This window comes from Shewanella sp. MF05956, from assembly GCF_059758055.1.
In genome coordinates this window covers 52,361-78,489 of sequence record NZ_JCAYNV010000010.1, presented here as the reverse complement: position 1 = coordinate 78,489, position 26,129 = coordinate 52,361, and the positions used below count along the sequence as shown (strand labels likewise).

The following is a 26,129-nucleotide window of genomic DNA, read 5'->3' as shown; positions in this document are numbered from 1 at the left end:
AGGTTGATAAGGTGAAAGGGGTGACACGGTGGCATTAGAGAAATTCAGTGATATTTGGGCGCGAGCATGCGAGCGTAAAGGCGGACCTGCTGTCGTTAAGTCATTGCTACCCAATACACTCGACGCTGATGAAATCAGTGAATATACCGATGCGCAGTTACTTTCAGTGATGAGTAAACGTGTTTTTCAAAGTGGTTTTGTATGGCGAGTGGTCGACAATAAATGGCCAGCTTACGAAAAAGCCTTCTTTGACTTTGAACCAATGAAAGTATTGATGTTATCGCCAGATCAAATTCAGCAGCGTGCCAGCGATCCTGCGCTTATTCGTCATCAAAAGAAAACCCAAGCGATTGTTGATAATGCTTACATGATCCAGCAGATCAATGCTGAACACGGCAGCTTTGCTGAATTTATTGCACATTGGCCAAGTGATGACATAACGGGTTTATGGCAAGTGCTTAAAAAACGTGGCACTCGTTTAGGTGGTAATACCGGCCCTTATTTTTTACGCGCAATAGGTAAAGACACCTTTTTGATGAGCCAAGATGTGCAAGCGTATTTAACCGGCCATAAGGTAGTGGATGCGGGCTTTACCTCGCAAACTGCATTGCGCCAAACTCAAGCGGCGTTTAATCATTGGCAGCAAGAGTCTGGCAAGAGCTTGGCAGAAATCAGCCGGGTTATTTCTTTGGGCGTGGGCGACAATAGGGTGTAGTCGTTGTGGGTATAATGACTAAACCTGATAGCGGCACAAAAACACGTTGACGATTTCTGCCGCGTGCTGGTCTTTTTCTTCGTCAGTTAACGGCTCAATAATTTGAAAAATTAACGGCCAAAAACATTGGCCTTTAATTAAATTTTGGACTTGGTCTTGGGCCTGTTCAATATCATCTACATTGATGCGGCCATCTTTGTTCGCCGCTTTAATCCAACGTAAAATCGCGGTTTCTTCTTTAATTATTTTTTTGATTTCTTGTTGCATTTCAGATGCATAAAACAAGTGGCCAATCACCATTCTCGACACTTCAATGTGTTCTTCTGACTGAATATGATCAATATCACAGCGTACTAACTGTTGTAATTGCGGTGCTAGCGGCTTGCCTGGGTTATAAGGCTCAGAAGGTTGCGATAATGCCTGTTGCCATAACTCGGTCATTAAGATCATCACTAAGGCTTCTTTGGTGGCAAAGTGATTGTAAACCGTGCGTTTAGACACTCCAGCCACTTCTGCTAATTTATCCATACTCGTCGCCGCAACCCCTAATGCTTTAAAGGTCGTTCTGGCGGCTTCAATAATGGCCGCACGTTTAATTTGGCTACGAGTTTGTTTTTCTTGAGTCATGATCAGCACTGTATTCAATTTTATGGAAGATATTTTACACTGAGCAGTTTACTTTTCAATGAGAGATTATTAAACTACACCGTGTAGTGTACTTTATTGGTGTTGAAATGAAAATATTAACCGGTGTTATTGTCGGGTTTTTGGTGTTAGCTGCGATTATATGGCTCACTAAAACATGGTCAGCTGCCAATAAAAGCCAGCCTTTCATTAATAGTGAAAAAGCTTATCAAGCGGGGTTAAGCAGTTTATGGCCTATCGCCAAAGCTTATTGGAATACCCAGCGCCAGGCGCCAGCGCCTCAAAATGCCGTGCCGTTAGAGGCGCTAACGCCAACTCTCCTAGCGCAATCGACAGAAGATGCTGTTTATCGCTTAGGCCACTCAACGTTACTGATGCGTATTGATGGTGAATACGTGTTAATCGACCCGGTCTTTAGCGAACGAGCATCACCTGTACAATGGGCTGGGCCGAAGCGTTTTCATCAATCGCCAATTAGTATTGCTGATTTACCGGCCATCAAAACGGTTATTATTAGCCACGATCATTATGATCATCTCGATAAAGCCGCGATGGAACAATTAATCGGCAAAGTACAACATTTTGTGACGCCGCTTAACGTCGGAAAATACTTAACATCATGGGGTGTAGACCCTATTCAAGTGACCGAGCTTGAGTGGTGGCAGTCTGTTGAGTTAAATGGTTTACATATCACCGCTACGCCAGCACAGCATTTTTCTGGCCGTGGTTTGCTAGACCGCAATCAAACATTATGGGCCAGTTGGGTTATCCAGGGGTTACAGCACAAGGTGTTTTTTAGCGGCGACAGTGGCTATTTTAAAGGTTTTAAAGAAATTGGTGAGCGTTTGGGGCCGTTTGATCTGAGCATGATTGAAACGGGTGCCTATAATGACTTATGGAGTGATATCCATATGTTGCCAGAGCAAAGTCTACAGGCGCATATCGATGTTAACGCTAAGGCAATGATGCCAGTACATAATGGCACTTTTGATTTGGCATTACATGACTGGTTTGAACCTTTCGAGCGTATTAACACATTAGCCAAACAACATAACGTCACCTTGTTAACCCCTAAATTTGGCCAGGCAGTGATGTTGGCAAATCCACAGGCTAACCAGTTATGGTGGCGCGACATTATGATAAATCCAGCGATGGATGGTACAGAACAACAGGTTAATTCAACCAAGATGGATGAATTAAATGAGGTTGTCACGGATCATAATTAATCTATGTTGATAGTAGTGCTATCTAACCCGAATGCAATTAAGTTGATATTGTCAACATGTTGCCGTAAGGTGCGCTAAAATAAGTGATTGGATCTAATTTGTTTGATTGCTCATGTGCAAGCAACAATTTATTAACAAATTAGCTATATATAACCTAAACTTATTATTTATTTACAATTTATTGTATTAGGTTGAGTTGTTTGAATTTTGTACCTATGCGATAAAGAACACAGAAAATTTAACAGTTTAATTTTAGCTATTTTCAGATGGAATGCCTCAAGACTGAGGAACCATATTGAACGTAAATCGGAGTAGGAGCACACATGCATAAAGCATTGAAAATCGCCGCGGTTATATCAGCCGCATTATGGATTACCGCTTGTGGCAAGGCTGAGGATGGCCAGGCACAGCAACAGCAGCAACCTCCTTCTCCCGTAGGCGTAATGACAGTTGAAGCCGTATCTCAAACTCTTATGGTTGAGCTACCTGGTCGTAGTCGTGCATTTTTAGAAGCAGAAGTGCGTCCACAGGTTTCTGGTATTGTTACCAAGCGTGCCTTTACCGAAGGCAGCGAAGTGACTCAAGGTCAGTCACTTTATCAAATCGATTCAGCAACCTATAAAGCGGCATTAATCAGTGCCGAAGCAGACTTAGCCAGTGCCAATGCCGCATTAGGTTCTGCTAAAGCCAAAGCAGCTCGTTACGCTAAATTGGTGAAAACCAATGCAGTGAGTCAACAAGATTTTGATGAAACAGAAGCAGCATACAAAGAAGCGCAAGCCGCGGTCACAGTGGCAAAAGCGGCAATTAATACTGCTAACATTAACCTTGAGTACACCGAGGTTAAAGCGCCGATAGCTGGCCGAATTGGTAAATCATCGGTGACGGCAGGGGCATTGGTTACGGCTAATCAGGCCACAACGCTCGCGACCATTCAGCAACTTGATCCCATTAATATCGACATCGTTCAATCAAGTGTTCAACTATTACGCTTAAAAGCCAACCTACGTTCAGGCCAGTTACTGAAAAGCGACAACGCTGAAGTGACATTAATGCTTGAGGATGGCAGCACTTATGACCATCAAGGTACTCTACAATTTGCTGAGGTGAATGTAGACGAAACGACCGGTTCGGTGACATTGCGTGCAGAGTTCCCTAACCCTGAAGGTACGTTATTGCCTGGCATGTATGTGCGCGCCCAGTTAAATGCTGGTCAGGACCCTAATGCGATTTTAGTGCCGCAACGCGCTATAACTCGTAACAATAAAGGCCAAGCGGTTGCAATGGTCGTCGACAAAGATAACCACGCAGAAATGCGCGTAGTGACAACAGCTGAAGTGATTGGCAACCAATGGCGTATTGTTGAAGGTTTAGCGGTGGGCGACAAATTAATTGTCGAAGGTCTGCAAAAAATCCGCCCAGGCGCACCGGTTTCACCACAAGTATTAACGGCTGACGAATCACAAAAGTAGGGATAAATTATGGCTCGCTTTTTTATTGATCGCCCTATTTTTGCTTGGGTAATCGCAATTTTAATTATGCTTGCAGGTGTGTTGGCCATTAGAGGCTTACCGATTGCACAGTATCCGAGTATTGCACCGCCAACAGTGGTGATCAGTGCTTTTTATCCTGGTGCGTCTGCCAAAACCATGGAAGACACGGTAACACAGGTTATTGAGCAACAAATGACCGGCTTGGATCATTTACGCTATATCTCATCGACCAGTGACAGTTTTGGTAACACCAAAATCACCTTAACCTTTAATGCTGAAGCCGATCCTGATATTGCACAGGTTCAGGTGCAAAACAAATTACAGGCTGCCACACCTTTACTGCCTTCTGAAGTTCAGCAGCAGGGTGTAAAAGTGAATAAGTCGACATCAGGCTTTTTGATGGTGATGGGTTTTGTGTCACAAGATGGCTCAATGGGAAAAAGTGACATTTCAGATTATGTCGCAGCCAATGTTCAAGACCCAATGAGCCGTGTACCTGGCGTGGGTGAACTGACGCTTTTTGGTGCGCAATATGCGATGCGTATTTGGCTCGACCCACTAAAATTAACTCAATACAACTTAACCAGTATTGATGTTACTGCTGCGATTAGTGAACAAAACGCACAGATTTCTGCAGGCCAATTAGGGGGAGCCCCATCGGTAGCTGGGCAAGAGTTAAATGCGACAATATCAGCCCAAAGCCGTCTGCAAACACCAGAAGAGTTTAGACGGATTATTCTGAAGTCTGACTCATCAGGCGCAAATGTGTATCTTGAAGACGTGGCTAGAGTTGAGCTGGGTGCGGAAAGTTATGCCGTTGACTCTTATTTTAATGGCAAGCCAGCGTCTGGTTTAGCGGTTAAATTGGCTACAGGTGCCAACGCGCTCGACACCGCAGAAGGTGTTAAAGCCAAAATTAATGAGATGAAAGCGTTTTTCCCGCAAGGACTTGAAGTTGTTTACCCTTACGATACTACACCATTTGTTGAGCAATCGATTGAAGGCGTAGTGCATACATTGATAGAGGCCATTGTATTGGTGTTCTTGATTATGTATCTGTTCCTGCAAAACTTTAGAGCCACGTTAATCCCAACGATTGCCGTACCGGTTGTATTGCTTGGTACTTTTGCTGTGCTATCGGCAGCAGGCTTTACCATTAATACCTTAACCATGTTTGCCATGGTACTGGCGATTGGTTTGCTGGTGGACGATGCAATTGTTGTGGTCGAGAACGTTGAGCGCGTGATGTCAGAAGAGGGCTTAAGTCCACTTGAGGCCACCCGTAAGTCAATGGATCAAATCACCAGTGCGTTAGTCGGTATTGGTTTGACCTTGTCTGCGGTATTTGTGCCTATGGCATTTATGTCTGGCTCTACTGGGGTTATTTATCGTCAGTTCTCGATTACGATTGTATCGGCAATGGCGTTGTCTGTGTTTGTCGCAATCGTATTAACACCGGCATTATGTGCCACCATGCTAAAACCGATTAAAAAAGGCCATACCCAAGCGGACACGGGGTTCTTTGGTTGGTTTAATCGCAAGTTTGATGCCATGACCTCGCGTTATGAGTCTAGTGTTGGCAGTATTTTAAAGCGCTCATTTAGAGTGATGCTGATTTACATTGGTTTAGTGATTGCGGTGGGTTGGATTTTCTTACGTATGCCAACCGCATTCTTGCCAGATGAAGACCAAGGTATCTTATTTACCCAAGCAATTTTGCCAACAAACTCAACCCAAGAAAGCACCGTAAAAGTGCTTAAACAGGTTAACGACTATTACCTCAATGACGAAAAAGACATTGTTCGATCTGTATTTACCGTCGCAGGCTTTAGTTTTGCCGGTTCAGGTCAAAATATGGGTATTGCGTTTGTAGGCTTAAAAGATTGGTCAACTCGCGAAGCGCCAGGTGAAGATGTTCAGTCACTTGCTGGCAGGGCAATGGGGCGCTTTATGCAAATCAAAGAAGCCTTAGTGTTCGCCTTTGTACCGCCGTCGGTCATTGAGCTGGGTACCGCCAATGGTTTTGATATGTACTTAAAAGATTTGAATGGTCAAGGCCATACCAAGTTAATTGAAGCGCGTAATCAAATGCTCGGCATGGCGGCGCAAAACCCCAACCTAGTGGGCGTCAGACCTAACGGTCAAGAAGACGCGCCTATGTATCAAATTCACGTCGATCACGCTAAATTGCGGGCATTAGATATTGATATCAATAACGTTAACAGCGTAATGGCGACTGCATTAGGTGGCTCATACGTAAATGACTTTATTGACCGCGGCCGCGTGAAAAAGGTGTATGTGCAAGGTGAGGCGAAATATCGCATGCAGCCAAGCGACTTAGACACCTGGTATGTGCGTAATAGCAATGGCGAAATGGTACCGTTCTCGGCATTTTCGACTGGATCGTGGGAGTTTGGTTCACCTCAGTTACAGCGTTTTAACGGTGTACCCGCGGTTAACATTCAAGGTGCGACAGTACCTGGTTACAGTACTGGTGCAGCGATGGATGCACTAGAAGAAATGGCCAAACAGCTTCCACCTGGTTACGGCATAGAATGGAATGGTTTGTCATACGAAGAAAGGTTGTCGGGCAACCAGGCACCAGCGTTATATGCATTATCTATCTTAATTGTGTTCTTGGTACTTGCGGCACTATACGAGAGCTGGTCGGTGCCGTTATCGGTTATTCTTGTGGTGCCATTAGGGATTATTGGTGCATTGATAGCCATGAATGGTCGTGGTTTACCTAACGACGTATTCTTCCAGGTAGGCTTATTAACTACAGTCGGGCTGGCGACCAAAAATGCCATTTTGATTGTTGAGTTTGCCAAAGAATACTACGAAAAAGGCTCAGGCTTAATTGAGGCAACACTGCATGCAGTGAGAGTCCGTTTACGCCCAATTTTAATGACATCATTAGCCTTCGGTTTAGGTGTTGTACCATTAGCCATTAGCTCTGGCGTAGGTTCTGGTAGTCAAAACGCTATTGGTACGGCAGTACTGGGCGGGATGATGTCATCGACATTCTTAGGTATTTTCTTTGTGCCGTTATTCTTTGTGGTGGTTGAGCGCATCTTTAGTAAGCGTGAAAAACCCAGCGAAGAGGACGACGAAAAAGTCGATAACGATAGAAAATCGATTTAATCGGTAACCCTGTTGTAAAAAAGCCCAGTTTAACTGGGCTTTTTTGTGCCTGTAGCAATATGCATTTATATTTGGATTTAGCTAAAAAGCGCATAGCGAGTAAAAAGAAGATTAACAGTGATTAAATGATACTTAAAAGCCGCTAATGGACTTATTTAAATAGAGTAAACTTAAAAAGTGTTTAAAAAACACCCTGGTAAATTAGGCTTTAGGTGGTTGAAAAAAATGGTGATTAAAAAATTAACTGTGTAAATATCATCCAGATGTTATTCGATAATTGTGTTATGATTAAGATCGTAATCAAAACAGTTTTTTAACATCTATTTGTACAGGTAAACACTTTTGTGGTTATTTTTTAGCGAAGATATCGCCGATAAAGATGAACTTTTGATTAAATAATGATTATGATAGTGAATAACAATAATAAAGGATGTCACCATGCAGGCGCTATTTATTAGCCTCACTTTAGCCGCGATTCTGGCCTATCTTTGGTATGCCAGTTTACTTAAAAAACGCACTTCAGCCATTGAAGCGCTAAAAGTCATCGACTCAAAAATTGATAGAAGACTGACACTCTTTACTGAGCTGTGTCAGGAAAAACCCTCTTATCCACGCCCGTTAACCGATGACCAGCAAGCTCAGTTGGAGCAACTAAAACAGCTACAACCCGAACATGATTGGCAGCAACCGATTGAAGAATCAAATGTTGCAGGTGGGTCGTTGTCGGTATCGATTGCAGCATGGCAGCAAATCGATCAAGGTCTAGAGTCACTATTGTCTACGGTAAATAAAGACAAACTGTGTACCGAGCAACTGGCTGAGTATTTGCAACTTGAACTCGACTTTATACATGCCGAAGATTTTTACCGTAAAGCGGTCGATGAGCTTAATAGTGGGGTTAAGATTTTCCCTGGTTCTGCCGTTGCTAAATTTGCCCGTATCGCGCCAATGCCGATATTTGATCAAGTGCAGGAGTAACTCGATGTTGTGGCGTAATGAGCTGGCGCTATTGATTATCGTATTACTCTTTTGTGCTGTGCAAGTACACGCTAAACAAGTGGTTTATCCTCAAGTAGAAGAAACCACAAAACCACAAATAAAAGCGAAATACCGTGCTGAAGAGCCTACCGAAAAAAAGCAGCTCCAGCTAAAGCCGACACAGAACAATGCGCAGGGAAATAGCAGTAAACCCACGCTTGAAGCATTTAACGTGTTGACGCCAAACAGCCCTAAATCCATTAACGATCAATTATCGCTTAATGGCGGGTATGTTGGCGATAAGCCACAACCGCGAACGTTAACCAATGATTATCCGCTGAGCCAATCATCCTCTGCAACACGTAAACCCAATGTTAAAGCACAATATTCTGAAAACGGTATTGTCAGTGATTTAGGCGTCGAAAAACGTAAAGTGTATCAATACAAGCAAGCCAACGGAATTATGGTGTTTAGCGATCAACAACCGGTAGATGCCGATTATCAAGTGCTGTTGTACGAATGTTTTGCTTGCCGCCCAGATTCAACTATCGACTGGTACAAAATTCCACTCTTTACCTCGCACTTTGCCACCGATGTAGCGTTAGCGGCACACAAATATCAGTTAGATCCGGCATTAATCAGAGCCGTGATCCATGCCGAATCGGCGTTTAAACCTGGGGCAGTTTCAAAAGCCGGTGCAAAAGGGCTAATGCAATTAATGCCCGGTACCGCCAGTGACATGGGCGTAGACAACCCGTTAAATGCCCAACAAAATATTCGTGGTGGTAGCCGCTATTTAGCGCAACTATTAGCCCAATTTAATGGTGATCTAGACTTAGCGTGCGCCGCGTACAATGCCGGCCCGAGTACCGTCACTCAATATCGTGGCATTCCGCCATATCCTGAAACTCAAGCTTATGTGAAGCGCGTAAAAATATTATTCAAACGCTATCAAAAAGCATTAGCCAGTTAATTAAGGTCATTATTCATGAAGCATTTTATTCATAAAGCGCAGCCAAAGCGCGTCAAACTTAGCCGAAATAGTGGCTACTGTTTAGCGGGCATGGCGGGTTTATTAATCTTTGGCGCTGTGGCAGTGCCAGCTCTTGCCGCGGACAAACCCATATTTGTTGCCCCTTCGCAAGAAGACATGCGCTTGTACGATATTGCCAACGCACCTCAAGCGCAGCGCATTGAGCAAGATATTCGTACATTGGTGAATTTTGGCACTCGCCATACTATGTCGGACACTCAATCTGACACCCAAGGCATTGGCGCCGCAAGACGCTGGATAGAAGCCGAGTTTAAGCGGATTTCAAAAGAATGTGGTGGTTGCCTCGAAGTGGTAACGGTAGCAAACACCGTAGAGGGTAAGCGCATTGCTAAGCCTACCGAGGTGGTCAACGTTATTGCTATTCAACGCGGTAAAACAGACCCTAAACGTGTAGTGATGATGAGCGGTGATATTGATTCGCGGGTGACTGACGTACTTGATGCTACCTCCATTTCGCCTGGTGCGAACGACAATGCCTCCGGTGTAGCTGGCGCGTTAGAAGCCGCTCGTGTGTTATCAAAATATCAGTTTAACGGCACCATAGTGTACGCCGCGTTGTCGGGTGAAGAGCAGGGTTTGTACGGCGGCAATATTTTAGCCGACTACGCAAAAGCGCAAGGCTGGCAAGTGCAAGCGGTGTTAAACAACGACATGATAGGCAATATTTCTGGCATTAATGGCGTAGTCAATAACAGCAGTGTGCGAGTATTTTCGGAAGGTGTACGTTTTGCAGAAACGGCCGACGAGGCAAAAGAGCGTTATTTTAGTGGTGGTGAGAACGATTCTGCTTCGCGTAATTTAGCCCGTAATATAAAAACCTTGGCCGACCAATACATGACGAATCTAGACGTAATGTTAGTGTATCGCCTCGACCGATTTGGCCGTGGTGGGCATCATTTACCGTTTAACCAAGCCGGTTTGCCTGCGGTGCGCATTATGGAAACTAACGAACATTACGACCGCCAACATCAGGATATTCGGGTTGAAAATGGCATTGCTTATGGTGATGTGATTGAAGGGGTTGATTTTGGCTTTACCGCCAAGCTTACCGCATTAAATGCCTTAAGTTTAGCCGCACAAGCCTGGGCACCTGCACCGCCAACACAAGTGAAGATTGAAGGCCAGGTGTCTCCCAGTACCACATTGAATTGGGCAAAAAGCAGTGATGAAACCGTGGTAGGTTATCGAGTGTATTGGCGCTCAACTACCGCACCAGAGTGGACCCACAGCCGCTATGTGGGCAAGGTGAATACCTTTACTCTGGATAATCTTGTGATTGATAATTACTTATTTGGCGTAGCAAGCGTGGCCGCCAATGGCAATGTCAGCCCAGTGGTATTCCCAGGGGCAGCAGGCGCGTTTTTTAAGTAAGCTTTTTAAGCGACCTTAATAACCAAAAAATAGAATAGTAAAAGCCCGGCTCATATGCATGCGCCGGGCTTTTTTATTGGTATCACTATTAGCCAAACTATTAGCCAAACTATTATCTAAGTTGGGACATTTCGATTACTCGCCAACTTCCCACTTCACGGTCGTGTAACCGTCAGCACGGCCTAATAATGGCGCTAAGTAATCTAATGCTTCTTTGGCCATGACGTCCATTTGCCAAGGTGGATTGATAATCCATAAACCGGCTGCTGTCATGCCAAACTCGTCACTGTCTGCACTCAAGCCTTGCTCAATACGCAGTTGTTTTTTAATGCCGCTATTTTTAAGTAATGTCAGCATGGCTTCCGTTTGTTCACGTTTTACTACCGGATACCACAGCATAAACATCCCGGTCGCAAAACGCTTATGTGCTTTAATAATCGTTTCTGCTACATCAACGTAGTCTGTTTTTATTTCGTAACTTGGGTCAATTAATATTACGCCACGACGTTCTAACGGTGGCACCGCAGCGATTAAACCCGCCAGCCCATCACCATTAATCACTTTCACTTGTTTGTCTTGAACAAAATAATCTTCAAGTAACTCATGGTCGGTGGTGTGCAGTTCGTGTAATACCATGCGGTCTTGTGGGCGTAATTCCACATCAACAAACGCTGGTGAGCCAGGGTATACAGCTAATTCACCATCATGCTCAGCGTTAAAATGGCGCACAGACTCTACATAATCGGCTAAAGCGATAGGCAAATTATCGTGGTCCCAAAGCTTCGCTATACCTTCTAAATACTCACCGGTTTTTTGCGAAAACTCATCTGTTAACGAATACGCGCCAGCACCTGCATGGGTGTCGATATACACGTAAGGTTTTTCTTTTTTCTGCATGGCTTTTAACGCTTGAATAAGCATGGCGTGTTTAAGCACATCGGCATAATTGCCAGCATGATAACCGTGGCGATAACTGAGCATGGGCATTTCCATTAACTAAATGAGACAGCAAAAACTGTGTAATAGCACCATTATAAGTTTTCTCAAGCGTGAGGTATAGGTATTCACTGGAGATGGCTTTTGGCATAATGAGGTAGTTTCTTATATTGGCATGGTATTTATCTTGTTGCAGACACCGATCTTCTTTAATCAGCAGTACCCAACATTGGTTGATATCGCCAGCCGCTGGCAATTAGTGTGGGACAAAGACGCCGCGTTTGAATTGCGCTTTGAGCAAAACTGTTTGAGTTTGTACAAACGAGATGAACCTAAATTAGACGGTATTAACGTTGATTTTGTATCCGGCGCTGTGGCACATCGCCGCAAATTTGGTGGCGGGCGCGGTCAGTCTATCGCCAAAGCGGTCGGGTTAAAGCAAGGCGTAACGCCAACGGTAGTCGATGGTACAGCAGGCCTAGGCCGCGATGCGTTTGTATTGGCAAGCCTAGGTTGCAAAGTGATTATGGTTGAGCGCAACCCTGTTGTGGCGGCCTTATTAGAAGACGGTCTACGCCGCGCTTATGAAGATGCTGAAATCGGCCAATGGATGCAGGAGCTGATGAGCCTATTTCACGGTTCAAGTTTGACAGCATTAGCTAACGCCGCTCAATCATCGGCCACCGAAATCGATGTGGTTTACCTTGACCCCATGTACCCGCATCGCGAAAAGTCAGCTTTAGTTAAAAAAGAAATGCGCGTATTTCAAACCTTAGTTGGTGCCGACTTAGACGCCGATGGATTGTTAGCCCCGGCAATGGCACTCGCCACCAAACGCGTAGTCGTAAAACGCCCCGATTATGCTGAAGACCTCGACGGAGTAAAACCAAGCATGGTTATCGCAACGAAAAAGAATCGCTTTGATGTGTATGTGAAAGCCGCGATGAAATAGTGGTGTTGAAATAGCAGTGATTAAGCATCAAAGATAAGGATATTGCTGTGGGTTTAATTGAAATCTTAATTAATGCTGCTCTACAGGTTTGGTATATATTTCCTGTTATTTTATTGACCTATATCACCACAACACCTTGGTTTAAAGGTCTTTGGGGTGAGTTTCAGGTCAATATGTTACTCAAGAGATTACCGCAGAACGAGTATCACAGGCTTAAAAATATTACTCTGCCAACTGACAATGGCACAACTCAAATTGATCATATTGTCGTGTCTCAGTTAGGAGTGTTCATTGTAGAAACAAAAAACATGAAAGGATGGATTTTCGGCTCAGCCAACCAAAAGCAATGGACGCAGAAAATTTATCAATACTCATCTAAATTTCAAAATCCAATTCATCAAAATTATAAACATCTTAAAACACTAGAAGCGCTGCTCAATATCAATATTGATGCACTCTTTTCTGTGGTGGTATTTATCGGTAACAGTGAGTTTAAAACGCAAATGCCGGATAATGTCACTCATGCAAGCGGTTGCTTATCATACATTCGTTCACATTCTGTTGAACTACTAAATCAACAGCAAGTTCTAGACATAATCAACAATATTGAATCAGGTCGTTTAGCGCGAGGGGTTGCAACAAATCAGGCTCATAAAGTGCATGTTAAAGAAATCATTAAGCAAAAAACTGACCAAAAGCTTTGTACAAAGTGTGGCTCATATATGGTGTTACGTGAAGCTAAAAAAGGCCAAAATGCGGGCTCTACATTTTGGGGCTGTTCAAGTTTTCCTAAATGCAGAGCGGTAGAAAAATTTAATTAATTGGTTGTTTCTCGTTGAACTTTATTTGTGAACTGGTCAACTGAATTCGGTCACTCTAGTTAAGCTACTTCTTTTAACGGTTCATCCATACACTCGAATTCAATAGGATTTTGATAATTGAGGCATTAATGTATCCGTTGGCTGTTGTACCACATCTTGATGTAATTCAAGAAATTTTGTTGACCTGTATAGTGCTGGTCAACAAAGTGAAATCAGCCTCTGACGAAGTTAGGAGGTAAATCTTTGTGGTGTTTTTGTAAGTTGTGCTTTTTTCACCTTAGATATGAATACCAGTCAATCTTATAATTTTGTATATTTTTTGGTAATGACTCTCTATCAATTGGTTTTACTTGTCTTCTAAGAGAAAGGTATTCATCTTCATTTTTTATGTTATTTTCTTTTATGAAATTGACTATATCATCATAAAATTCAGGTAGTTCTGCAGTCTTATGATTAATAGATTTTTTTATTTCGGACCAGGATATTACACCATCATTAATTTTATTGGGAAGGTCTAAAGCGAATGCTCTTGCAGGTATTTCATTGTAAAAATCAAGATAATGTTGGTAACTGGATATTTCATTTTCAATAAGCACTTGTGAAAGGTACTCGGTTTCTATTACCTCATTTTCATCCTCAACTTCAAATGTGTCCTCAACATCTTGAATGTTATTTATCGACTCCATTTCATCAGACGTTAATAAAGCGCCTCCGGAACGATATGCTAAATGGTTATATATTGTGTCACCACTAATAGTCTTCATTTGAAGAATGTTCTGATGTTCTTTAGAAAGTAAGTCCACCCTCAATAGCCCAAAACCAATTCTATTGAGCATTAATTCGAATTTTTTATCTGCTTCAATAAGATAATTATCTGAATAATCTATTCCATCTCTGAATTCGTTTACAAGATCTTTAGCGTATCTCTCTAATAACTTTTCTTTGATGGTAAAGAAGCGCTCAGTAAACCTTGGAAGTAGTCGGTTTGAAGCTATCCTGTTGCATTCCCCGCATAATAATATTTTTATAAAAGGAATATTATTATTTCGAACATAAAGGTGTGCTGTTGTAATTGCAGGGCAGTGATCTATTTGAAGGTCTGAAGTTATCCCACAACATTGGCATACTTCATCTTGAATTAGTGGGTACTCTTTTTTGTATAAGCTGTTATAGACAGCCATTGACTGCTTTCGATCCATGCCTAATTTATCCTTAAGAGTTTTATGATTAAAGCGCAAAGTTATTTCGTATAAAATCTTAGTTTAATTACTATATTGTACCTATGAATTTAATCTGACTGTATAAAAATAATAATTTAATTTAAACAATGACTTAATTTTATTTTTCATTCTAAAAATGGATTTATCATTTCTTTCAAATGTCCAAATTCAACTCTGAGTTTGAGGTCGTTTGTAGACTCTTTACTTGTAAATACGTGAGCTGGCATAAGTACAAAAGTACAAAGCAAACACCTGGATCCCGGCTAAAAAACATTGCCGGGACGACGAGCAGGTTGAATTTAGTCGGGTCAGAGTAAACTTTGCAAAAATTAAATTTAAACAACAGTTTATATAAAGCTTTTGTGTCCATTAATGACTTAAATCTAGCTTGAAAATGTCCAAATTCAACTCTGAACTTGAGGCCGTTGAAGAAAATGACGTGAGCTAACCATGGATGGCGAGCTAGCTTTAGAGGGGAAGGGACGCCCCATCTGAAGCGTTAGCATTTTCGAATAAGGCCGAAGCCGATTCCAAATAGAGTTAAAAGCTGGATCTAACCACGTCGCGAAATTATCGCTTTTCAGATAATTTTGATGTGGCGGCTGGGAGATCCAAGAGGGAGCAGCCGTTGGTTTCCTCTTGGTCTGGTGTGGGCGAAGCGCCACGACGTTAGTGGCCGCAGGCCATAAAGAACAAAAAACACCTGGATCCCGGCTAAAAAGCATTGTCGGGAAGACGAGCTGGTTGTTAACAGGATTTTGTTCCAAATCAGAGTATCCATTTCTTGAAATACCTTAACTCAACTCTGAACTTGAGGGTGTTGAAAAATTTATTTGGGTCAGTGTAAACTTTATGTCATTGCACTAAATCCGAAGATCTAACGCACTTTTGTCCAAAAGTTTGTTAGATAGGGCATAAGCTATTTGGCTCTTCATAATAAAATTACATTCTCCTTTTAAGCACTATTTTATGAGTTTTCGATTTGTCAGACTATGGGTGCATTTTATGTCAGACTATGGTTATATCTTTTCGGTAAGTGATTGAAAGCTAGAAGCTGCCTATGTCAGACTTTGCTTCCAGCGACACGTCTTTCCTTGAATTGGGGCTGTTTTGACAATATGTATCAGCCAACGTAATTAACCTTAATTAATAGTGGGAGCACTATGACAACACCAATACCTATGCGCCCAAGCGGCGTGCTTCGTGGCGATAAAGCGGCTGACATAACGATTGATGTTTTTGTTGATATTCAATGCCCCCATTCACGAGCAATGTGGCCGACGTTGCTTAGTGTGATACAACATTACAAAAGCAGATCGGTCAGTCTTAAAGTTCATTTAATGACATTAAGTAATCATCGCCAAGCGTGGGATATGAGTCTTGGGCTATTTGCCCTAGCAGATGGTGATGCAGATAAGTTTTACGACTTTGCCACTTTTTTATATGAACGACAGGATGAATTTTACAATGCAGAGTTTATGCATAAAACTCACGACGATCTTCGGCAACTTATTGCAGACAAGGCCGAAGAGCATTTAGGGATAAATCGTTGTCAATTTCTTAGTCGGATGGATGACGGTGATATTTACACCTTAGCCAGAACTCCGATTCGATATGCTGCGACAAAATCTGTATGGGCAACCCCAACTGTTTTTATCAATAATGGCGGTAATGTACTCGTTAATCACCTATCAACGTTGGCAGATTGGCAACAAATGATTGACCCATTGTTTGGCGAAGAAACTATATAAAGGCCCTAACTAACTATATAAAGGCCCTAACTAAGGGGATAGCACATATTTATCCTAAAAGTTGCACAAAACGAACGCGTGGAATTTGGCTTTTACGGTAGAGAAAATGCTTTATTTAACGTCAAAGTTAGTGTCATTTTTATAGTCATCATGCTTGTTTGACATAATTTATGATCGGCTGAGTAGTCTCTGTTTTAGGTATGCATTTATCCGCAGATACTTTGACGACGCGTTGTGTATTTGATTGGACACTGAGACCACTAGCAGAATCTGTTATCGATTCGCTGTTACTGTTAAAAAATGCATAGGTTAGCGACACCATTATTTCATCAATCTTCAGTATCTCTGAAGATATTCTATATAGGTTTACGATAAAATATTACGAGTCACTCAGCACCATAGACAGTTTAAAAGTGGCTTACTCAATGCTTATTAACGTGCACCCACGGGTTGGCAACGGGTGATAAAATGTTTATTTCGCTTTATCCTTTTACATACTTGTTTTGGGGCAGTGGATTGTGTAGCTGAATCATCGACACTTATATTTTGAGAATAAGTGCCTCGAGAGCCTATGTTTTGACGCTCAGTATTTTTAAGCTCAGAACTTGAAGTATCAGTAGTTTGCAAATGCGCACAGCCGGATAAAAACATGATGATTGCTGCGAGGGTATAAACTTTCATTGTGTATTCCTAAATATTAATTGATAGCGTGATTACGTCTGTTTAAGCCGCTTATCTTTATTGATTAGCTTGAGTCCGTTAGGGCTGAGTAAATTAGGCTGTGAATATACTACTGACTCGGCCTTTAGAATGGCTTGGCCTAATGCATAGACTTGCTTAATCGAAGGGAGCATTGTTGTTTTGCTCCCTCGTTTTCATGAGATTAAGCGTCTACAAAAATCACTTCACCAGTAATAAAGCCATCGACAGAACGCTCGAATGCTTTGCCAACTAATCGTCCAGGGACTGGCTCAAAACCTGCCATCATTTCGCCATACACATCCCATGCTTCAGTTAACACCGTTGGGTTGACCACATTGATGCGGGTGTTTCTTGGCATTTCATAGGCGACACACTTTACAAAGGTATCGATAGCGCCGCTGGTGGTGGCATCGGCAATCGCAAACGGAATAGGCTTAACATTTAATATGCCGCTGATTAAAGTAAATGAACCGCCATCAGCAATGTATTTTTGACCAATACGCACTAGGTTAATTTGGCCCATCATTTTACTCATGACAGTGGTCATCCATTGGGCTTCTGTCATTTCTACAAATGGCGCATATTCACAAGCGCCCACGGTATTGACCACAGCATCAAAGTGACCGACTTTTGCATACAAGGCTTCAATCGATTGCTCATCGGTAATATCAACAATGTGGTCGACGTTGCCAGAGCGGCCCGCAGTGATAACCTTATGCTTACCTAAGCCAGATAACGCTGCTTGACCCATTTTGCCTAGTGCACCAATTAAAATTACTGTTTTCATTTTTGTTTCCATCTATTGAGTTAACTTGATGGGTAGACTTTAGCGAATGAGTAAAACAATTAGAAACAATCGTTAATTGTAAGTGATACAAGTTATACTTGTTAATGGTGGCGGAGTGGGCCAGCGATGATGTATTAAGGATAAATTATGAGTAAATTAGACCGATTAGACTTAAAACAATTGAAGGTTTTTCAGGCGCTTATGCGTGAGGAGAATGCGTCTAAAGCTGCAAGTCAGCTCGGTTTGACTCAACAAGCTGTTAGTGAGCATTTGAAAAAACTCAGAGACGTGTTTGATGACAGGTTGTTTGTTAGGAAAACAAATGGCTTTGTGCCAACGCCTTTTGCTGAGGAATTATCGGTTGGGGTTGATAAGCTGCTGATTGATTTCAACTCATTAATATCAACCAAAACCTTTATTCCACATAAGGCCAAGGGCACTTTTACTATTTCTGCGACAGATTATGCGCAGCAAATTGTTCTGCCTATGTTGATTGCCAAACTAAGAGTTCAAGCGCCCAACTTAAAGCTGATTGTGCAAGATTTTGAGATAGATAAATTACATGAGCAAATGGAAAGCGGAAAGGTGAATTTGGCTATCGCGTTTCCTGATTATATTCCTGATAGTTATCGCGTTATTAAGCTGTTTGAAGAACGCCATGTTTGTGTGACTTCAACCCATTCAACAATATCAAAAACAATACCTTCGTTAGCTGAGATAGCCCAATATCCTACCATTATTGCGTCACCGTCTCGGCCCAACTTTAAAGGTTCTATTGATGATTGGTTTGCGCAATTTGGTTTACAACGAAACATAGTTGTATCTGCGCCCTGTTTTTCGGTGGTGCCTATGTACCTTGAAACAACCGACTCAATTGCTTTTTTACCCTTACGAGCGATTAAAGGGTTAGATGTAGTCACCCTTGAACTTGAGCAATCGCCAGATAGTTTTGATGTAATTGCCGCTTGGCATCCGCGTTACCACGACGACCCTTTGCAAAAGTGGGTTATATCGTTACTCGATATTGAGTCGTAAGTTAGTCGCTATAATAAGTTAGTATCTATAATAAGTTAGCCTCTATAAACAGAGGCATAGACGTTGAAGGGTAGTGAACGAGGCATACTGATTGATTAAGGCATATTCACTGAAACAGAATGGCTATGCCTCTCGCTGAGTCATCACTTATTAACGCGGAATGGTATTAAAACTCTCGGTTCATTTTTTCAAAGCAGGTTTTCAGTACATCGACAGCATGTTGATCTAGGTTGCGGGTAATGTCTTTGGTCAGCTGCATGTGCATACGATTATGATGTGAATGAAGCTCAGTACCTTCGCTGGTGAGGCCGACTAGTATTGAGCGTCTATCGTCTTCGTGTGCAGCGCGATTGACTAATCCCAAATTGACTAACTTTTCAATCTGCACCGTTAACGTGCCGGTAGTAATGCCAAGCCTGTCGGCTAATTCTTTCATTCTCATTGGCCCATGAGAGCCTAACACTTCTATTGTGTGTACCTGCGCCAGTGAATAACCGGTATCTTTGACGACAGATTGCTCCCAAGAAGACAATTTGTCGTAAAATTCGATAATTAAGTTATTCAAAGAATGCATAAACGACCTCAGCAGTGATTCACTTCAATAGTAAAGTGGCTTAGCTTATCAAACTTATGTAAAGCGTGTTTAATTGATTCCGCATTGGCCTCTGTTGAAGTACAGACTGCAATAGAAGCTGAATAGTGGTCGGCACTGATTTTCCAGATATGGATATCCGTAACTTGGGTGTGTTCATCTTCAATCGTGTTAACGATTTCTGCCTGGTATGCTTTGTCGATGTTTTCATCTAGCAAAATGGGGCTTGTTTGTTTCATTAAGCCTAATGCCCATTTAGTAATGATAACCGCACCCACTATCCCCATCATTGGGTCTAACCAATACCAGCCTAGATATTTCCCGACTAATAGCGCACAAATTGCAAGCACAGAGGTTAATGCGTCTGCTAATACGTGAAAGTAAGCCGCCTTGAGATTATGATCCTGGCCGTTATGATGGTGTTCGTGATGTTCGTGATGTTCGTGATGCTCATGATCATCGTGGTTATGAGCATGATTATTTGTGTGGTGATGTTGGTCGCTATGAGTATGGTTATTCCCATGACTGTGACTATGGTCGTGACTATGACTATGAGCATGGTCGTGGCCGTGACTGTGCCCATGGTCGTGGCCGTGATGCTCGTGGCCTAGAATAAACATACTGGCAATGTTGACGACAAGTCCGACGATAGCCACCAAAATCGATTGATTAAACTGGATGTCAACGGGTGACAATAAGCGATGTACCGATTCGGCTAGCATGATGATTGCCACAATCCCTAATGCGATTGCGCTGGTATATCCGCCAAGCACTCCCACTTTGCCCACACCAAAAGAGAATTTGCCACTTTGCGCGTGTTTTCTGGCATAGCTATAAGTAAAGAGTGTGATACAAAAAGCTGCCGCATGCGTACCCATGTGCCAACCATCAGCGAGTAACGCCATTGAACCATATAGGGTGCCAGCGACGACCTCAACAGCCATGGTAATGACCGTAATGATCAGTACATACCAGGTACGTTTTACATTTTGCTCGTTAACGGCAGCAAAATTATGGTGATGAGTATACTGAGCAGCAATATTGTTCATAACATCTTAGTTTGATAATCAAATAATTTTCGATTCTATGTTGTTTGATTATCAAAGTAAATACTGCTAAAACACATTATCAATTGATGAATAACAAATCAGAAATTTAAAAGTAAGGTATTAAAGGGATTGGAGAAGATAATGGAATAAAACATCTTATGTTATGCATCTTTTTCACATTAATACGTCTTATTAAAATGCTACTATTATGTTTAATCGTGCGTTAATCAGTGCGTATATTATTGAGGGATTATTATGTTGGCTGAATGGCAAAACCATAAAGCGCAGCTTCGAGCCTATGTGACCAAGCGTATCGACGATGTTGATGCTGTGGATGATATTTTGCAAGATGTGTACATCAAAGCCAGCCTTAATTTACATCAGCTGAAATCTGCAGGAAGCTTAAAAGGGTGGTTATACCGTATTGCCCATAACACCATGATGGATTTTTATCGCGCTCGACAGCATTTTGATGAGTTGCCTGACAATTTAGTCGCACAAGAGCAAGATACCGGAGCGGAGGCGCGTGCAGAATTAGCCGAATGCTTACGGCCATTAATTGATGAATTACCTGAAAAATACAGCACACCGTTACGGCTGGCTGAGTTAGAGGGCATGCCACAACAACAGATAGCCGATCAACTTGGTTTGTCACTTTCTGGCGCCAAAAGTCGTGTGCAACGTAGCCGAGTTAAATTTCGCGAACAGCTAATGGCCTGTTGTGATTTTGAAATAAATGAACAGGGTATTTCAGGCTATTCACCAAAAGATCCTACGCGACAGTGTCGATAAAACGTCTCATGATGAGGTGATTAAAGGCGCACGATCTTAATTACGCCTTATTACTTGCATCGAAGTAATCGTGTCGAATATGTCAGATATTGCTCATTGGTGGGTGTGATGGTATTAATCAACTAACGCTAATGAATCTAAAATACCCTGGCCACTGTGGATGCCTCCTTCACCTTCGTCAGCAGGCTTGCTGCGGACTAAGTATCCTGCGTATCCATCCTGTGTTGTGGCAGGCGTATCATTAAACGTGACGGTAAAAAGTCCAATTTCGCTGACAAGATTATCAATATAAGTTTGTTTACTGTCTCTTACCGCAATGGTTGGCGCTTCGCGTTCCCGGGGGTATAAGCGTTGCATCAATGCCCAGGCGTCGTACTCATTAGTTGGAAGTTGCTTGAGTTTACGGCTGATGTCTTCTCCAAAAATACAATGGCCACCGCCTTCGCCTTGGTTTTTTAAGACCCATTGTTGTTTATTAGCTGTGGTGTTAAACCACGCAATGGTGTCGGCATTCACGGGTTTCATCTCTGCTAATACACTTTTTACAAGCATGGCTTCTTCAGTGCTGAGCCCCCAACGCACATAGTCAGTAGCAGGCATCATTGTCAGCTGCATTTGAATGGTTTTGCTGGTGGCTAATTGCTGACTGATGGTGGCGTTCATGGCAACATTATGTTGCTCTATAAAAAGACGTGTCTGACTTAACGTATAGCAACATTCATGTTGATCCATTTCGGGCGCGTAATAGTCAGAGTACTGATATCCCGCTCGTAAATAGACCACATCAATGCCACCAACATCTTGCAATATCAGCCGTTGGTTTTCACCGGTTGAAAGTTGGGCATTGAGCTGCTCAAAAGTGCGCCTAACGGTGCGTATGCCGAGTCGTTGCAATTCAACTTCAAGTAAATGTTGGTCATACACATTATCTTCATTTTTTTGTATCACCATCATAAATGTCGGTTTACCTGAATCGCCAGCCTCATTTTTCACCTTGATTGCAGCAACCGCTATGCCAGCGGCCAGTTGGGTTAATGCTTCATTTTTTTCAGGTATTGCCGACGGGTTTTCGGTCCAAGCTTGATAAGTTTGTGGCCACTGTTGTTGAATGTATTGGTGTATCTCTGTCGCTTTTTGACCAAATGGCGCCATGCCAGCGGCAATGCCATTGAACTCAACCACTCTTGCGCCATATTGGCTATCGTCCATGTAGTCGGTACGCATTAATAGTAGCGGCTGACGCATTACAGTCTTTCGGTTATTGATATCACCATGGGCTTGATAATGTAGTTGCATTAAATGGCCAAAAAACGGATCGGCCTTTGCAACATCACTGAGTGATGCTTGTAAATAATCATGATCTTCAGATACTCGATTAATAAGCTTGGCCATAATCGGGGTAACATTGCGCAAATGTTGGTATACATCGCGTTTCATGGTCATTGGCGCAATGCTAAATGGGCAATGTCGTGCGGTGTTATCTGCTTGACGAAATGCGACGCCATGCATAATTGCCCATTCGCAGGCATCTTCAATGACTTGTTGTGGTATCACAGTATTCTCACTATTTAAATGGTTAACCTTTACAGACAATTACTCATTTATCGATAACAGAATCACTTTCATAAAGTGATATTATATTAACGTGGTTGTAATCGTTTTTATTCGGTTGTGCGTTGTCCAATAGCATTAAGACGAGCGAGCCAGCTTAAAGACGCAAAAAGATGGGAATATTTTGTTAGATTGTGTTTTTGTAAGACATGGTTTTCGTCTAAATTTGGCAGTATGGTGATATATAATTGTCGATGAAGGTTTAACATCAAGGAGTGTGACATGAGTGACAAAATGAGTGAGTCTGCATTACAGGCATTGAAAATTGCGTTTACTTATATGCCAAAAGCAATTGAGGTGACTAAGTATGAGTATGGTGATAATTACCAAAAAACATTAGACCACATTGAAACCGTGAGGGAGATGTTATTGATTAATGATGTCGATCCCGAAGAGGTGTACGGCGACATTAATCCTGAAAGCACGCCTAATTCAACGTATTGATTGCATGAGGTTGAGCATGGCTGGTGAGCGACCCATCGTTAAATCTGATGGGTGCGTTAATTACCACGCTATTGGTGTTTACTTATTGGCTATACGGCCAACGTTTTGGTCATAACCCAAGATTTTTTGCTAACACGATAAACGGTGATAGATTTTTGAAGCACAGTGAATTTAATCAATTTTGTGAAGCTTTACCTGCATCAACTTATGTTATGCAATGGGGTGGTTCGCACGTTTGGAAAGTGGCTGGTAAGGTATTCGCGATTGGTTTTACGGTTAAAAATGGCGATCCTGCATTCACATTTAAAACGTCACCGTTAAATTATGAGTTTTTAAAAAATAATGATGGTTATCATCCTGCGCCTTACTTTGCCAGCCGTGGGATGAAGTGGATCCAACAGATAAAAACATCAGGCAGGTTAGATGAAGAGCTCACCTATTATTTAGCGCAATCCTACCGTATTGTCGCTTCAGGTCTGAGTAAGAAAAAGCAAACTGAACTGGGCTTGCTTCTAAAGTAGACTTGCTGCTTAATTCGGCTTGCTGTTAAGCAAGCCATCTTAAAATGAGTTGCCTCAGCTCACTATGTTGATGAATAAGTTGTTTGTTCTTATCACCATCATCATCACCATCACCATCAATTAGCCGCGGCAGACTTATTCAGAGTGGTATTTCTGCCGCCACCGAACCCGCATATTGCACACAATAGTGCTGCAATGATGCATAACCACAACGGTGCTTCCCAGCTGCCTGTTGAGGTATGAAGTGCTCCCGCCATCATAGGGCCTATCGCCGCCAATAAATAACCGACACTTTGTGACATACCAGAAAGCGAGGCCGCTTGATGCGGGTCATCTGTGCGCAAACTAATAAACGACAACCCCAAAATGAAACAGCCTCCAGAGCAAAATCCCAACATAATCGTCCAAAAAAAAGCAAAGTCAGGCATGTATAACAGGCCTATTGCACTGCCTGCACTGAGTAATCCTAAAATAAAGCTCAGCGCACTCTGATCTTTTAACTTAGCCAATAGGGGGATTAATACCAGGCCGGGTAGTGCGGTCGAAATTTGAAATGCGCCATGATATGCCCCAGCTTCAACTGCTGAGTGGCCAGTATCAGTTAATATGCTGGGTAGCCATGTAATAATGATATAAGTCAAAAATGAGTTTAAGCCGAGCAACAGGGTCACTTGCCACGCTAATAAGTAACGCCATACACTTTTTGACGATGGTGCAAATTGCGACATACTCGCGGGTTTAGTGTGCTTACCTAATTGTGCGGTCCACACAATCAACCCCGCGACCGTTAACATTGCCGACGAGCCCAATGCTAATTGCCAACCTAAACCATTGAACTGACTCAGCGGGAATACCAACGCAGAAAAACCACCCGATGCCATGCCCATGGTGAGAACATAAGCAGAAGTCATGAGTGCTACTTTGGTGGCAAAATCTCGTTTGATTAGGCTCGGTAACAGCACATTTGCAATGGCAATACCGACACCAATAACCGCTGTGCCTACAAATAACATAATAGATGAGTCGATAAATCTCGCCAAAATACCGAATAAAATCAGTGTTAATGCGGCAAACAAGGCATGTTCTAGGCCTTGTCTTCTGGCAAACATGGCTGCCATGGGGGAAACAATCGCAAAGGCGATAAGCGGTAGAGTGGTGATAAAGCCTGCCTGTGAACCACTTAGCGTAAAGTGATCTATTATTTGCGCTAACACAGGGGCAATGCCGGTAAACGGCGCGCGTAAATTAGCCGCAATCAGTAAGATACCTATCACCAGTATTACGCCAGAAAAGCGCGATTGCAGTTTGCTATTATCGGTTGGTAACGTCATTTTCTGCTTTAGATTTCACTTAATAATGGTCGACAGTATAAAGATTTGCCTGCTGAGATAATTTAGCTATAGTGACATTAAATATCTCAAAACGGACAAGTCTATGTTTAAGCCAATAGGGTGGGATGAGATCAGCAATTATGAATCGATGCCACAACCGGTCATCGCTAAAATTGAACAAGCTTGTGCCAGCCATGAAATCCCGTTACACACTCACCCTAAAGGTCAGTTAATTTTAGCTTTGCACGGTTACGTGACCTGTGAAGTCTCGGCAAAAATGTGGATGGTGCCAACCCATAGCGCTATTTGGATCCCGGCAAATAAACTACACAGTAATCGCGCCTCAGATAACGCACAACTGTGTCATGTGTTTATTAATAGCAACATGCAAGGTATGCCGTCAAATACTTGCACCTTAGCGATTACGCCCTTAGTTAAAGAGTTAATGTGTCAACTTGCAGGGTGTGATCAACATTATGACCTAACCAGTAAAACCGCGCGTTTAGCTCAAGTGTTATTTGATCAGTTGAGTGACATGCCCATTCAGCACCTAGATGTTGTGCTGTCAAAAAATGCTGTGATTCAGGCTATGAGCCAGCAACTGATAAGCCAACCGAGCGATAGAAAAACCTTGCCGCAATGGGCCGATGAGTTTGCATTAACAGAACGCACCTTGGCGCGGTTGATTAAGAAAGAAACCGGCATGACATTTGGAAAGTGGCGCACCCAAATTGATATTGTTACCGCACTGCAATCATTATCAGACAAGAAAAGTGTCCAACAAGTGTCTGAGTTATTAGGTTATGAGTCGGTTAGTGCCTTTATCACTATGTTTAAAAAAGTCATGAAACACCCACCGATGAAATACATGAGCGGGTTAAATGCTTATTAAGGCATTTTAGTTGTTTGCTAAAGGTAATAAAACGTTATAAATCAGATTTTTTGGCGATGCACGCCTA

The 26,129-nt window shown here is 42.5% G+C and carries 24 protein-coding genes and 1 pseudogene; 15 read left to right on the top strand and 10 right to left on the bottom strand.

Annotated features, from left to right (window positions below; translation table 11 throughout):
* Positions 1-28: 28 nt before the first annotated feature.
* Positions 29-715 carry a DNA-3-methyladenine glycosylase I gene (locus tag AC19MX_RS12450; RefSeq protein WP_498298410.1) on the top strand — a complete coding sequence of 229 codons (687 nt, stop codon included), beginning with the start codon at positions 29-31 and terminating at the stop codon, positions 713-715.
* 18 nt (positions 716-733) lie between these two features.
* Here the strand turns inward: AC19MX_RS12450 and AC19MX_RS12445 are convergent, their stop codons facing one another.
* Positions 734-1,342 carry a TetR/AcrR family transcriptional regulator gene (locus tag AC19MX_RS12445; RefSeq protein ID WP_498298408.1) on the bottom strand — a complete coding sequence of 203 codons (609 nt, stop codon included), beginning with the start codon at positions 1,340-1,342 and terminating at the stop codon, positions 734-736.
* A gap of 107 nt (positions 1,343-1,449) precedes the next feature.
* Between AC19MX_RS12445 and AC19MX_RS12440 the strand changes: the two genes are divergently transcribed.
* From AC19MX_RS12440 to AC19MX_RS12415, 6 genes and pseudogenes are all read left to right on the top strand, one after another.
* Entirely contained in the window at positions 1,450-2,586 is a 1,137-nt protein-coding gene (locus tag AC19MX_RS12440) for an MBL fold metallo-hydrolase (RefSeq protein WP_498298406.1), read from the top strand.
* 323 nt (positions 2,587-2,909) lie between these two features.
* Positions 2,910-4,058: an efflux RND transporter periplasmic adaptor subunit gene (locus AC19MX_RS12435; RefSeq protein ID WP_498298405.1), complete on the top strand. Its 1,149-nt coding sequence runs from the start codon at positions 2,910-2,912 to the stop codon at positions 4,056-4,058.
* Positions 4,059-4,067: 9 nt separating this feature from the next.
* Positions 4,068-7,223: an efflux RND transporter permease subunit gene (locus AC19MX_RS12430; protein WP_432402377.1), complete on the top strand. Its 3,156-nt coding sequence runs from the start codon at positions 4,068-4,070 to the stop codon at positions 7,221-7,223.
* Positions 7,224-7,661: 438 nt separating this feature from the next.
* Positions 7,662-8,201 (top strand): hypothetical protein, encoded by a 540-nt coding sequence (locus AC19MX_RS12425; RefSeq protein WP_432402379.1) that lies wholly within the window; start codon positions 7,662-7,664, stop codon positions 8,199-8,201.
* Positions 8,202-8,541: 340 nt separating this feature from the next.
* Positions 8,542-9,174 (top strand): annotated as a pseudogene (locus AC19MX_RS12420) (lytic transglycosylase domain-containing protein); the annotation flags it as partial.
* 15 nt (positions 9,175-9,189) lie between these two features.
* On the top strand, positions 9,190-10,626 hold the full coding sequence (locus tag AC19MX_RS12415) for a M28 family peptidase (protein ID WP_498298403.1): 1,437 nt from the start codon (positions 9,190-9,192) through the stop codon (positions 10,624-10,626).
* Positions 10,627-10,761: 135 nt separating this feature from the next.
* Here AC19MX_RS12415 and AC19MX_RS12410 read toward each other — a convergent pair whose 3' ends face one another.
* Complete coding sequence (locus AC19MX_RS12410) at positions 10,762-11,607, bottom strand: 23S rRNA (adenine(2030)-N(6))-methyltransferase RlmJ (RefSeq protein WP_432402381.1); 846 nt, start codon at positions 11,605-11,607, stop codon at positions 10,762-10,764.
* Between the two features lie 130 nt (positions 11,608-11,737).
* Here AC19MX_RS12410 and AC19MX_RS12405 point away from each other — a divergent pair, with 130 nt between their 5' ends.
* Both AC19MX_RS12405 and AC19MX_RS12400 read left to right on the top strand, forming a co-directional pair.
* On the top strand, positions 11,738-12,514 hold the full coding sequence (locus AC19MX_RS12405) for a class I SAM-dependent methyltransferase (RefSeq protein WP_432402383.1): 777 nt from the start codon (positions 11,738-11,740) through the stop codon (positions 12,512-12,514).
* 47 nt (positions 12,515-12,561) lie between these two features.
* A complete protein-coding gene (locus tag AC19MX_RS12400; RefSeq protein ID WP_498298401.1) occupies positions 12,562-13,335 on the top strand; it encodes a nuclease-related domain-containing protein in 774 nt (257 codons plus the stop codon).
* 272 nt (positions 13,336-13,607) lie between these two features.
* Here the strand turns inward: AC19MX_RS12400 and AC19MX_RS12395 are convergent, their stop codons facing one another.
* Positions 13,608-14,534 carry a hypothetical protein gene (locus AC19MX_RS12395; protein ID WP_498298399.1) on the bottom strand — a complete coding sequence of 309 codons (927 nt, stop codon included), beginning with the start codon at positions 14,532-14,534 and terminating at the stop codon, positions 13,608-13,610.
* 1,184 nt (positions 14,535-15,718) lie between these two features.
* Here AC19MX_RS12395 and AC19MX_RS12390 point away from each other — a divergent pair.
* Positions 15,719-16,306: a DsbA family protein gene (locus tag AC19MX_RS12390; protein ID WP_498298397.1), complete on the top strand. Its 588-nt coding sequence runs from the start codon at positions 15,719-15,721 to the stop codon at positions 16,304-16,306.
* A gap of 432 nt (positions 16,307-16,738) precedes the next feature.
* Here the strand turns inward: AC19MX_RS12390 and AC19MX_RS12385 are convergent, their stop codons facing one another.
* From AC19MX_RS12385 to AC19MX_RS12375, 3 genes are read right to left on the bottom strand one after another with little or no spacing between them, the layout of a single operon-like run.
* Positions 16,739-16,987: a hypothetical protein gene (locus AC19MX_RS12385; RefSeq protein WP_498298395.1), complete on the bottom strand. Its 249-nt coding sequence runs from the start codon at positions 16,985-16,987 to the stop codon at positions 16,739-16,741.
* A gap of 32 nt (positions 16,988-17,019) precedes the next feature.
* On the bottom strand, positions 17,020-17,160 hold the full coding sequence (locus AC19MX_RS12380) for a hypothetical protein (protein ID WP_498298393.1): 141 nt from the start codon (positions 17,158-17,160) through the stop codon (positions 17,020-17,022).
* 29 nt (positions 17,161-17,189) lie between these two features.
* Positions 17,190-17,795 carry a short chain dehydrogenase gene (locus AC19MX_RS12375; protein WP_059746887.1) on the bottom strand — a complete coding sequence of 202 codons (606 nt, stop codon included), beginning with the start codon at positions 17,793-17,795 and terminating at the stop codon, positions 17,190-17,192.
* Between the two features lie 147 nt (positions 17,796-17,942).
* Between AC19MX_RS12375 and AC19MX_RS12370 the strand changes: the two genes are divergently transcribed.
* Positions 17,943-18,830, top strand: coding sequence for a LysR family transcriptional regulator (locus AC19MX_RS12370; protein ID WP_498298391.1), 888 nt, complete (start codon positions 17,943-17,945; stop codon positions 18,828-18,830).
* Positions 18,831-18,996: 166 nt separating this feature from the next.
* Here AC19MX_RS12370 and AC19MX_RS12365 read toward each other — a convergent pair whose 3' ends face one another.
* On the bottom strand, positions 18,997-19,404 hold the full coding sequence (locus AC19MX_RS12365) for a MarR family winged helix-turn-helix transcriptional regulator (RefSeq protein WP_432400751.1): 408 nt from the start codon (positions 19,402-19,404) through the stop codon (positions 18,997-18,999).
* An 8-nt stretch (positions 19,405-19,412) separates the two neighbouring features.
* The gene (locus AC19MX_RS12360) at positions 19,413-20,471 is read right to left on the bottom strand and encodes a cation diffusion facilitator family transporter (RefSeq protein WP_498298389.1); all 1,059 of its coding nucleotides are present in this window, start codon (positions 20,469-20,471) and stop codon (positions 19,413-19,415) included.
* A gap of 255 nt (positions 20,472-20,726) precedes the next feature.
* Between AC19MX_RS12360 and sigZ the strand changes: the two genes are divergently transcribed.
* The gene (sigZ, locus tag AC19MX_RS12355; protein ID WP_498298387.1) at positions 20,727-21,263 is read left to right on the top strand and encodes an RNA polymerase sigma factor SigZ; all 537 of its coding nucleotides are present in this window, start codon (positions 20,727-20,729) and stop codon (positions 21,261-21,263) included.
* A gap of 114 nt (positions 21,264-21,377) precedes the next feature.
* Here the strand turns inward: sigZ and AC19MX_RS12350 are convergent, their stop codons facing one another.
* Entirely contained in the window at positions 21,378-22,817 is a 1,440-nt protein-coding gene (locus AC19MX_RS12350) for a glutathione synthase (protein WP_498298385.1), read from the bottom strand.
* Positions 22,818-23,096: 279 nt separating this feature from the next.
* Between AC19MX_RS12350 and AC19MX_RS12345 the strand changes: the two genes are divergently transcribed.
* Both AC19MX_RS12345 and AC19MX_RS12340 read left to right on the top strand, forming a co-directional pair.
* Positions 23,097-23,318 carry a penicillin-binding protein gene (locus tag AC19MX_RS12345; protein ID WP_160052074.1) on the top strand — a complete coding sequence of 74 codons (222 nt, stop codon included), beginning with the start codon at positions 23,097-23,099 and terminating at the stop codon, positions 23,316-23,318.
* Positions 23,319-23,473: 155 nt separating this feature from the next.
* On the top strand, positions 23,474-23,839 hold the full coding sequence (locus AC19MX_RS12340) for an MmcQ/YjbR family DNA-binding protein (RefSeq protein ID WP_498298580.1): 366 nt from the start codon (positions 23,474-23,476) through the stop codon (positions 23,837-23,839).
* 116 nt (positions 23,840-23,955) lie between these two features.
* Here the strand turns inward: AC19MX_RS12340 and AC19MX_RS12335 are convergent, their stop codons facing one another.
* Positions 23,956-25,170: an MFS transporter gene (locus tag AC19MX_RS12335; protein ID WP_498298384.1), complete on the bottom strand. Its 1,215-nt coding sequence runs from the start codon at positions 25,168-25,170 to the stop codon at positions 23,956-23,958.
* A gap of 103 nt (positions 25,171-25,273) precedes the next feature.
* Between AC19MX_RS12335 and AC19MX_RS12330 the strand changes: the two genes are divergently transcribed.
* Positions 25,274-26,062 carry an AraC family transcriptional regulator gene (locus AC19MX_RS12330; RefSeq protein WP_498298382.1) on the top strand — a complete coding sequence of 263 codons (789 nt, stop codon included), beginning with the start codon at positions 25,274-25,276 and terminating at the stop codon, positions 26,060-26,062.
* Positions 26,063-26,129: the final 67 nt, after the last annotated feature.

Coding starts and splice junctions, on each gene's coding strand:
- AC19MX_RS12445 (WP_498298408.1), bottom strand. CDS start 1,342: ATGACTCAAGAAAAACAAACTCGTAGCCAAATTAAACGTGCGGCCATT.
- AC19MX_RS12440 (WP_498298406.1), top strand. CDS start 1,450: ATGAAAATATTAACCGGTGTTATTGTCGGGTTTTTGGTGTTAGCTGCG.
- AC19MX_RS12435 (WP_498298405.1), top strand. CDS start 2,910: ATGCATAAAGCATTGAAAATCGCCGCGGTTATATCAGCCGCATTATGG.
- AC19MX_RS12430 (WP_432402377.1), top strand. CDS start 4,068: ATGGCTCGCTTTTTTATTGATCGCCCTATTTTTGCTTGGGTAATCGCA.
- AC19MX_RS12425 (WP_432402379.1), top strand. CDS start 7,662: ATGCAGGCGCTATTTATTAGCCTCACTTTAGCCGCGATTCTGGCCTAT.
- AC19MX_RS12415 (WP_498298403.1), top strand. CDS start 9,190: ATGAAGCATTTTATTCATAAAGCGCAGCCAAAGCGCGTCAAACTTAGC.
- AC19MX_RS12410 (WP_432402381.1), bottom strand. CDS start 11,607: ATGCTCAGTTATCGCCACGGTTATCATGCTGGCAATTATGCCGATGTG.
- AC19MX_RS12405 (WP_432402383.1), top strand. CDS start 11,738: ATGGTATTTATCTTGTTGCAGACACCGATCTTCTTTAATCAGCAGTAC.
- AC19MX_RS12395 (WP_498298399.1), bottom strand. CDS start 14,534: ATGGATCGAAAGCAGTCAATGGCTGTCTATAACAGCTTATACAAAAAA.
- AC19MX_RS12390 (WP_498298397.1), top strand. CDS start 15,719: ATGACAACACCAATACCTATGCGCCCAAGCGGCGTGCTTCGTGGCGAT.
- AC19MX_RS12385 (WP_498298395.1), bottom strand. CDS start 16,987: ATGAAAGTTTATACCCTCGCAGCAATCATCATGTTTTTATCCGGCTGT.
- AC19MX_RS12380 (WP_498298393.1), bottom strand. CDS start 17,160: ATGCTCCCTTCGATTAAGCAAGTCTATGCATTAGGCCAAGCCATTCTA.
- AC19MX_RS12375 (WP_059746887.1), bottom strand. CDS start 17,795: ATGAAAACAGTAATTTTAATTGGTGCACTAGGCAAAATGGGTCAAGCA.
- AC19MX_RS12370 (WP_498298391.1), top strand. CDS start 17,943: ATGAGTAAATTAGACCGATTAGACTTAAAACAATTGAAGGTTTTTCAG.
- AC19MX_RS12365 (WP_432400751.1), bottom strand. CDS start 19,404: ATGCATTCTTTGAATAACTTAATTATCGAATTTTACGACAAATTGTCT.
- AC19MX_RS12360 (WP_498298389.1), bottom strand. CDS start 20,471: ATGAACAATATTGCTGCTCAGTATACTCATCACCATAATTTTGCTGCC.
- sigZ (WP_498298387.1), top strand. CDS start 20,727: ATGTTGGCTGAATGGCAAAACCATAAAGCGCAGCTTCGAGCCTATGTG.
- AC19MX_RS12345 (WP_160052074.1), top strand. CDS start 23,097: ATGAGTGACAAAATGAGTGAGTCTGCATTACAGGCATTGAAAATTGCG.
- AC19MX_RS12335 (WP_498298384.1), bottom strand. CDS start 25,170: ATGACGTTACCAACCGATAATAGCAAACTGCAATCGCGCTTTTCTGGC.
- AC19MX_RS12330 (WP_498298382.1), top strand. CDS start 25,274: ATGTTTAAGCCAATAGGGTGGGATGAGATCAGCAATTATGAATCGATG.